The sequence below is a fragment of the Dietzia sp. DQ12-76 genome, assembly GCF_014145045.1.
In the GTDB taxonomy this organism is placed as follows: Bacteria; Actinomycetota; Actinomycetes; order Mycobacteriales; family Mycobacteriaceae; genus Dietzia.
This window is the reverse complement of record NZ_JAALDV010000271.1, coordinates 6,842-15,153: the sequence shown is the minus strand read 5'-3', so window position 1 is coordinate 15,153 and position 8,312 is coordinate 6,842. Positions and strand designations below refer to the sequence as shown.

7 protein-coding genes and 1 pseudogene are annotated in these 8,312 nt (G+C 68.8%); all 8 read right to left on the bottom strand.

The window, feature by feature from the left end:
• Positions 1–177: 177 nt before the first annotated feature.
• Positions 178–894, bottom strand: coding sequence for a hypothetical protein (locus G6019_RS10040; RefSeq protein WP_194305623.1), 717 nt, complete (start codon positions 892–894; stop codon positions 178–180).
• A 53-nt stretch (positions 895–947) separates the two neighbouring features.
• The gene (locus G6019_RS10035) at positions 948–2,192 is read right to left on the bottom strand and encodes an MCE family protein (protein ID WP_107757101.1); all 1,245 of its coding nucleotides are present in this window, start codon (positions 2,190–2,192) and stop codon (positions 948–950) included.
• Complete coding sequence (locus tag G6019_RS10030; protein WP_107757102.1) at positions 2,189–3,445, bottom strand: MCE family protein; 1,257 nt, start codon at positions 3,443–3,445, stop codon at positions 2,189–2,191. The genes G6019_RS10035 and G6019_RS10030 overlap by 4 nt, the downstream gene beginning before the upstream one ends.
• Positions 3,445–4,671: an MCE family protein gene (locus G6019_RS10025; protein ID WP_182612571.1), complete on the bottom strand. Its 1,227-nt coding sequence runs from the start codon at positions 4,669–4,671 to the stop codon at positions 3,445–3,447. Before G6019_RS10025 ends, G6019_RS10030 begins: the two co-directional genes overlap by 1 nt.
• On the bottom strand, positions 4,671–5,693 hold the full coding sequence (locus tag G6019_RS10020) for an MCE family protein (RefSeq protein ID WP_017838135.1): 1,023 nt from the start codon (positions 5,691–5,693) through the stop codon (positions 4,671–4,673). Before G6019_RS10020 ends, G6019_RS10025 begins: the two co-directional genes overlap by 1 nt.
• Positions 5,690–6,781, bottom strand: a complete 1,092-nt coding sequence (locus G6019_RS10015) for an MCE family protein (RefSeq protein WP_107757105.1) — start codon at positions 6,779–6,781, stop codon at positions 5,690–5,692. The genes G6019_RS10020 and G6019_RS10015 overlap by 4 nt, the downstream gene beginning before the upstream one ends.
• Positions 6,778–8,214 carry an MCE family protein gene (locus G6019_RS10010; RefSeq protein WP_182612569.1) on the bottom strand — a complete coding sequence of 479 codons (1,437 nt, stop codon included), beginning with the start codon at positions 8,212–8,214 and terminating at the stop codon, positions 6,778–6,780. Before G6019_RS10010 ends, G6019_RS10015 begins: the two co-directional genes overlap by 4 nt.
• A pseudogene (locus tag G6019_RS17305) lies at positions 8,211–8,312 on the bottom strand (ABC transporter permease); the annotation flags it as partial. The gene G6019_RS10010 and the pseudogene G6019_RS17305, both read right to left, overlap by 4 nt.

The window sequence follows — 8,312 nt, the reverse complement described above, 5'->3', positions numbered from 1 at the left end:
TGGTCGGGCGACACGTCCCCGTGGTGGTCCTGCTCGGCGCCGGAGCCGACCCCGGCGCGGGTCGGCCCGGTGTGGCCGGCCAGGCGACGACGTGCCGGTTGGCCCCCGGACTTCGGGGTCCTCTTGATGGGTGGCATCAGCCGTTCCCGTCCTTTCTCATCGACCGGCGGAGGTGTCTCATCGGCCGGCGGAGGTGGTCGGCGCGGTGGTCGTCCCCTCCTGCGCCCCGGAGTCGGCCGAGTCCTCCTCGGCGGAGTCGTCTCCGGTGGCGTCCTCGTCACCGGCGTCGGGCACCTCGAGTCCCTGCACCGACTGGCTGGACGACCCGACCGGCACCGTCACACCCACCTGGTTGACCGCATTGGCCTTCCACTCGTCGTCGACCCGGGTCAGGTCCACCCGCATCGCCTGACGACCGGTGATGTCCTCCTGGCCCTCACGCTCCGAATGGGCGGTGAAGACCACCAGGACGGCGGCGGTCCCCTCGTCCAGGTCCAGTTCCTCCACAGCGGTGTGCGAGACGGTTGCCGTGGTGACCGCCTTCTGTTCGATCACCCGGGTACGCACATCCTCCGACCACTGCTCCTGCTCCACGAGGAAGTCCCCCGTCGAGGCCTCCGCGAGCATCCGGAGCGAGTCGTCGACGTTCCGGTGATCGAAGCTGAACGCGTTGATGATCACCTGCGAGGCCACCTCGGAGACGGCGTCCCGCTCGGTCGCGACGTTCTGCGCGGACCGGGCCTCGGCGTAGCGGACCCCGGACACGGCCAGGGTCGCCAGGCCCGCGACGAGGACGAGCACCGAGACGACCACCAGCCACGTCGGGACGCTCCGCACCTCCCCGACGCCGTCGGTGCGGCCGTCCGCGCGACCATCGGTGTTCTGCGCACTCATGGGCGTGACGCTACCGGAACCCCCGGGCACCGGGCCGCCGCCCGGTCCCGCGGTCACCGGGGGATCAGTCCCTGGAGCACCGCGAGCTGCTCGGCGGCCACGGACAGGTTGAGCCGGTCGGGGTCGACCTTGGGCTTGGTGTCCCAGGGCTGGGGCACCTCCGGGCTCGCGTACTCGACGCGATCCGCACCGCGGACCGCGGTGGGGCTGCCGAAGGGCACGGTGCAGCGCGCCTCGTAGTTGGGCGGGAAGTTCTGTTCCTGGGGGTCGAACGACGGGTCCTGCGCCTTGATCTCGTTGATGATGTCCCACGTGCCCTCGTAACCCTGGGTGCACGGGGTGGGGTTGTCCATCTCCAGGACCAGACCGAAGTGGATGGTGCCGTCTCCCGGGGCCACCGACAGGCCTCCGGCGCTCAGGGCGGGCAGCAGCTGGAGCAACACGACGAAGGACGGGGCGAGCGGGTCGACCGTCTTCATGGTGGTCGACAGGTTGCCGAAGGTCCGCGTGAGCGGCTCACCCGAGTTCTCCACGAGGAACCGCATCTCGTCCGCGAACTCCGGCCCGGTGTCGATGAGCCTCTCGAGATCCGAGTCGGAGTCACGCAGCGCCTCGGTGACGGTCCGCAGGTCGCGGGAGAAGCTGACGATCTCCGTGGACTGGTCGGCCTGCGTGTCGAGCACCGTGGCGCCGTCCCGGATGAGGGTCTGGAGCTGGGGCATCGTGCGGATACCGGAATCCGCGATGCGGATCAGTGAATCCGAGAGGCGCTGCAGCTGCGGCCCCCGGCCCTGGAACGCCCTGCCGAGTTCGTCGACGGTCACCTCGAGGTCGTCGAGCGGGACCGACCGTGACAGCTCGTCGACCGACGCCAGCAGGTCCTCCACGCGGACCGGCAGCGCCTCGGTACCGGCGGAGATCACGTCCCCGTCCTCGAGGTAGGGCTCCGAGAACGTGTTGGGCCGCAGGTCGACGTACTGCTCGCCGATCGCCGAACGGTTTGCCACCACGGCCACGGTGTCCGCGGGGACCTCGGGGGCGCTGGAGTCCATGTCCAGCTCGACCCGCACCCCGTCGTCCGTCAGCGTGAGCTCGCCGACCCGTCCGACCGGGGTACCCCGGTAGTTGACGGCGGCGTTGGTGAAGACCCCGCCGGTGTCGGGCAGGTCCAGGTACACCTTGTACTGGCCGATGCCGAACAGCGAGGGCAGACGGACATAGTTGGCGCCCACGTAACTGATGCCCAGGGCGGCGATGAGGCCGAAGACGATGAGCTGGGTTCTCAGCGTTCTGCTCATTGGTATCCGGGCTCCCCTGGTTCTGGAAGGTACGTCTCGGAGAACTCCGAGGTACCCGGTGCGGGCCTGGGCACGACCGCCCGGTCCATGATCGGCGGGACCGGTAGCAGTGGCAGGACGATGGTGGTGCGGCGATCAGGACCGTTACCGCCGACCCAGGGGTTACCCGGGTCCACGTTGTACGGCCCCCTGGTCGTGGTGGGCCGGACGGGAACGGGGTCGCCCTGGTTGGCACCGAGGTTGCGCAACGTCTCGGAGATCGTGGCGTCGACCGAGAGGAAGACGTTGGCCGACCCGCCGACGGTCGACGTGATGGAGGCGTCCGGGAACGGGAAGGTGGGGACGAAGCCGGTCAGGTCGATGAGCTCGGGCGTGGACTCCCCCAGATACTGGAGTACCGGCCTCAACGCCCTCAGGTCGGCGATGAGGTCCTCCCTGCTGGTCAGCAGGATGTCCGATCCCACCTCGCCCAGCGCATCGACGCGGCGCAGCATCTCCACGAACTGGGGACGCTGCTCCTCGAGCACCGCGACGCCGGCCGGCAGCTCGTCGAGGGCCGCCTGGATCTGCTGCCGCTGGTCGTTCGCCCGTGCCGTCATGAGGTTGACGCCCTCGAGCGCGGCGGTGATGCTGTCGCGCTGCCGGTTGAGCCCGGCGATGAGCTCGTCCGCGGAGCGCAGCGTCTGGGTGAGCCCCTCCTCGCGACCGTCGGTCAGTGAGCGCAGCTCGGCCACGATGGGCTGGATCTGGTCCACTCCCCCGCCGTTGAGCAACAGTGAGAGCGCGCCGAGCACCTGCTCGATGTCGGTGGCGGTCCGCGTGTCGGAGGTCCGGATCACCGCGCCGTCGGTCAGTTGCCCGGACGGTTCCTCGTCCTCGGGAGGGGTGAGTTGGACGAACTTCTCCCCCAGCAGGTTGGTCTGCTGGATCGAGGCCTCGACGTTGGCGGGCAGTCCGAGATCGTCCCGGAGGACCACGTCCACCTGCGCCGTCCACCCGTCCTCGGCCAAAGAGACACCCGAGACACGACCGGCGTCCAGGCCGTTGACCTTGACCGAGGACTGCAGGACCAGGTCCAGTACGTCGTCGAACTGGATGGAGACGGTCATCGGGTCGTCACCGACGTCGGCGCCGCCCGGGAGCGTGTAGTCCTGGAGGTCGGTCGAGCACCCGGCCGCGAGGGCCGCCACGACGGCGGACGCGCCCACGGCACGGACCGCGGTGCCACCGATTCCGAACCGGTGTCGACTCATCACCGTCCTCCTTCGGAAGCGGGGGTCATGGGCCATCCGCGGTTGCCCTCGACGGTCCCGGGCACCGGGATGGACTGCTTCATCTCACCCGCGAGGATCCCGAGGGGGAGGTCGGGGTTGGAGGCCCTGAGCTCGCGGTTCCGCTCGGGTGCCAGCGCCTCGCAGGCCTGGATGTCCGCGCGGCGGAGGTTGTCGAGTTCGCGGAGCATCTCGTCCCCGGGGTTGAGGCGGCCCAGCGTCATGATCTGGCACAGCACCCCGGCCGGGTTCTGCTTCTCCGGGATGTTCGGCCGCATCGAGAGGGTCCCCGACTCCGAGTCGTAGGCACCGATGAGGTTGGCCAGGGCCAGCGGGGCCGTCTTGAGGATCTCCTCGATGTCGCCGCGCTGGTCGGCGGTGATCTGGCTCAGCGTGGCCAGCCGGTCCGCGTTGGAGCGGATGGAGTCCTGGTTGTCCCGCACCAGCCGCGCCACGTCGGCGAGCGCATAGCTGAGCTCGGCCAGCGCACCCTGGAGGTCCTCCCGTTGGCCCGCCACCGTCTGGTTGAACGATGCCATCTGGGTGTTGAACTGCCTGACCTGCGCGTCGTTCTGCGCGAGCATCGTGACGAAGGACTGGAGGTTGACCACGGTCTCGCTGATGTCCTGACTGGAGTCGGCCAGGGTCGTGGCCGCACGGGACAGCTCGTCGATCGACCGCCCCAGGGCGGCGCCGTTGCCGCCGAGGGTCTCGGCGGACCGGGTGACGAATCTGTCGACGGCGCCGTCCCTGTTCGCGCCGTCCGGCCCCAGCGCCTCCGTGAGGTCCTGGACCGAGGCGTAGAGCTTGTCCACCTCGACGGGGGTCGCGGTCCGTTCCAACGGGATGTGTGCCCCGGACTCCATCGTGGGCCCACCGGAGTAGGCGGGCATGAGCTGGATGGTGCGGTCCGGGATGACCGACGGGGTCACCTGCACCGCCTTGGCGTCGACGGGGACGTCGATTCCGCGACGGACGTAGAGCGTGACCTCCACCGTGTCACCCATCGGGACGACCTCTTCGACCGAACCGACCGTCACCCCGAGGATCCGGACGTCGGTGCCCTGGGAGATGCCCACCGCCGACGGGAACGTCGCGGTGATGACGGTCCGGCCCATCCGGGTGACGGTCAGGTAGGTCACGGTGACGATCGCCACGACGACGACGAGGAGCAGCGCGACCAACCAGTACGGCAGCTTCTTGTGCATCAGTTGATCCCACTCTGTCGGGCCGGCGCACGGGCACCGGGATAGAAGGGCGGCTCGGGGATGCCCGGCGGGATGAGATTGGTGACCACCGAGTCGAACCACCTGCCGGTGCCCAGCATGTTGGCGTAGAGGCGATAGAACGGCGCGAGGTTGTGGATGGACTTCTTGAGGTCCTCCTCGTGGTCGGTGAGGACCGACAACGCGGAATCCAGGCTGTCCAGGGTCGGGCCGAACTCCGCCTCGGTGTCCGCGACGAGGAGACGGAGCTCCGCCGACAATCCCCGGGTGGAGGCGAGGACGAGCTTGAGGGTCTCGGCACGCTCGTTGAGCTCGCCCAGCAACTGCCCGGTGCCGATGATCAGTCGGCGGAAGTCGTCGTTCCGCTCCGCCAGGATCTCCGAGCTCGTCCTGGTGGCCTCGAGCAGTTGACGCAGCTCCGCGTCGCGGGTCGAGATGGTCTGGGACAGTCGCGCCACGCCGTCGACCGCGCCGCGGAACTCCTCGGGCGAGGCCTGCATGGCGTCGGTGAGTGTATCCAGACTCTCGGCGAGCGCGGCGTCGTCGATCTGCTCCAACGTCTCGGCAGCGGAGGAGAAGGCCGTCACCACGTCGTAGGGGGCGGTGGTGCGCTCCAGGGGGATCGGCTCCGAGCGGTCCAGCTCACCGGTGCCCGCAGGGACCAGCGCCAGGTACTTCTGGCCGAGCACCGTCTTGATCTGGATGCTGGCGCGGGTGTCGTCCCCGAGCCAGGCGTCCTTGGCCCGGAATCCCACGACGACCTTGTCCCCGTCGAGCTCGACGTCGGTCACCACGCCCACCTTGACACCGGCCACGCGGACCTCGTTGCCGTCCGTGAGACCAGCCGCCTCCGAGAAGTACGCCTCGTACTTCGGTCCCGCCCCGACGATCGGCAGGGAGTCGAGCATGAACGACCCGGCCGTGAGCACCAGGATCACCACGACCCCGATCACTCCGATGGTCGCGTTCCCGACCCGGGGTTGACCCGGCGTCCGCTTGCTCATGGGATCCCCCCCTCGTGGCACCGTGGCGCGACGTTCGTGTACACCGTGTGGTTGACGACGGGTCCGCCGCTGGGCAGCAGGTTGGGCACGTTGTTGCCCGGTCCGCTGACCACGTCGAGTCCGCACAGATAGAACTGGAACCAGGACCCGAACGACCCCATCCGGATGAGGTTGTCGGTGTTGACCGGCAGGTTCTCCAGGACCTCGCTCAGCGTCCCCTGGTTGGCGTTGATGTTGTCGCTGATCAGCTTCAGGTGGTCGAGCGATTCGTCGACGGCCGGCCGGGTCGCGGTGACCACGTTCTCGGCCGAGGACGTCAGGTCGGCGATCGAGTCCAGTGAGCTGCCGATCGCATCGCGTTCCTGCGCGAGTCCCTCGACCAGTTGCCTCGTGGTCACCACGAGCTGCTGGAACTGCACGTCGCGTTCGTTGATGGTCTGCAGGACCCGGGTGAGGTTGTCGATGACCTCCCCGATCACCTGGTCGCGATCGGCCAGGTGGTTGGTCAGTTCGCCGGTCTGACGGACCAGACTGGTCACCGTCCCGCCTTCGCCCTGGAGGACCCGGATCAGGGAGTCCGCCAGCGCGTTGACGTCCTCGGGCTGCAGGGTCGTGAACAGGGGGCGGAAGCCGTTGAACAGCGCCGTGAGGTCGACCGCGGGCGAGGTGTTCTCGATGCCGATCACGGTGCCCTCGGGTAGCTCCGGCTGAGCCGGCCCGGGTTCCCGGGAGATGTTCATGTACCGCTGGCCGATCATGTTCCGGAAGCGGAGCGTGAGGTGCGCGTCCGCAGGGAGGGTGCGGTCACCGGACAGGGTGAAGTGCACCAGGGCCTGGTCGCGGTCGTGGACCTCGAAGTCGTTCACGTGGCCCACCACGACCCCGGCGATCCGGACGTCGTCGCCCTTCTCCAGCATGGTCACGTCGGAGAAGACGGCCGAGTACTGGGTCCCGTCCTCCCGCGTGCCGCCGCGGATGGTCGTGGCCAGCACCGTGCTGAGCATGACGGTGACGACGATGAACACGGCGAGCTTGATGAACGAGCCGAGGAGCCCACCGCGGAACAGAGCTTTGACTTTGGCGTTCATCGGAAGCTCACCTCCGTCCCACGGAGAGCCGGCGCCCCGATCCCGCCGATCCACGCGGGGATGTCCGCCGCGTCGCGATCGGTGGCGACGCCGTACACGGTGCGCACGGTGTCGGTCTCCAGCGGGGAGCCCGCATAGGCCAACGCCATGACGTCACGGTCCCGACCGGCGGTGACGGTCGAGGGGAACGGGAGGTTGGGCTGCTCGGGGACTGCGCGTCCCGGTGCCGCCGGCACGGATCCGCGGGTCCGCAGGGCGGGCACCGGGCCGTCCTGGTCGAGCGGGTTGGGCAGCGTCGGGATGAATTCCGGCCCGGGGTTCCTGGTGGGCGTCTGATAGGACCCGTCCGCGATGGCGCCACCGGGTGCTCCGCCGAAGATCTGCGGCTCCACGGCCGGGTCGTAACACCTCGGGCCCCGTGTGTCGAAGAACCGGGGTTCGTCCTGATTGGGCACGTAGCGTCCCTTGGGGTTGACGACCTCGATCGTCACCCGGATACCCGGGTTCGGGGTTCCCACCCCGAGGATCGCGTCGGAGCGGTCGAGCGCGGTCATGAAGTTGTCCACGGTGCACGGCAGAGCCGGTGAGTACTCGGCCAGGTACTCCAGGGACGTCCGTGAGTCGATCGCGAGGGCGATGAGATCGGAGCGGTTGTCGGCGAGGAATCCGGTGAGGACGTCGGCCGAGGAACTGATCCGCTGCAGGCCGTCCGCGATGTCGGTGCGGCGCTGGATCACCGTGTCCCCGGTGGTGCGCAGCGCGTCGAGAGCGTGGATGAGGTCGGGCAGCGCCTCGGAATAGGTCTGGGAGAAGGTCGCGAGATCCTCGAGACCGGACTCCAACGCGGGCATCTCCTCGGAGATGCCGTCGAAGACCCGCCCGATCTCCACGAATCCGGCGCCGATCTCGTCGCCACGGCCCGCGAGCGCCTGGTTGATCGCGCCGAGCGTTCCGGCCAGCTTCTCCGGGGGGACCGCCTCCAGCACCGGAAGCAATCCGTCGAGGACGCGGCCGAGCTCGATCGCGTTCCCGCGGGTGTCCTGCTCGATGGTGGCACCCGGTTCGATCGTCCCGACGGGCTGCTCGGGGAATCCGAGGGCGACGTACCTCTCGCCGAAGAGCGTCTTGGGCAGCAGACGACCACTGATGTTGGCCGGGAGCTGGTCGACGAACGCGGGGTCGAACTCCATGTTCACGCGGACGCGCTGACCCTCGGGCTCGACGCCGGACACCCGCCCGACCAGGACCCCCCGTGCCTTGACGTCGGCGTCGTTGGGCAACGCGAACGCCATGTCGTCGGTGTACATGGTGACGCTGTCCGAGGCGGTGAAGGCTCGGTTGTAGATCGCGATGGTGGTCCCCACGAAGACCAGCACGATCACGATGAACAGCGCCGCGAGCAGTCGCTTGGACACGGCTGACAATTCGTTCATCCCGCCACCCTCACAGTCGTGGTGGTGCCCCAGAGGGCGAGTCCGACGAAGAAGTTCAGGATGGCCACCACGACGATCGTGGTCCGCACCGCGCGGCC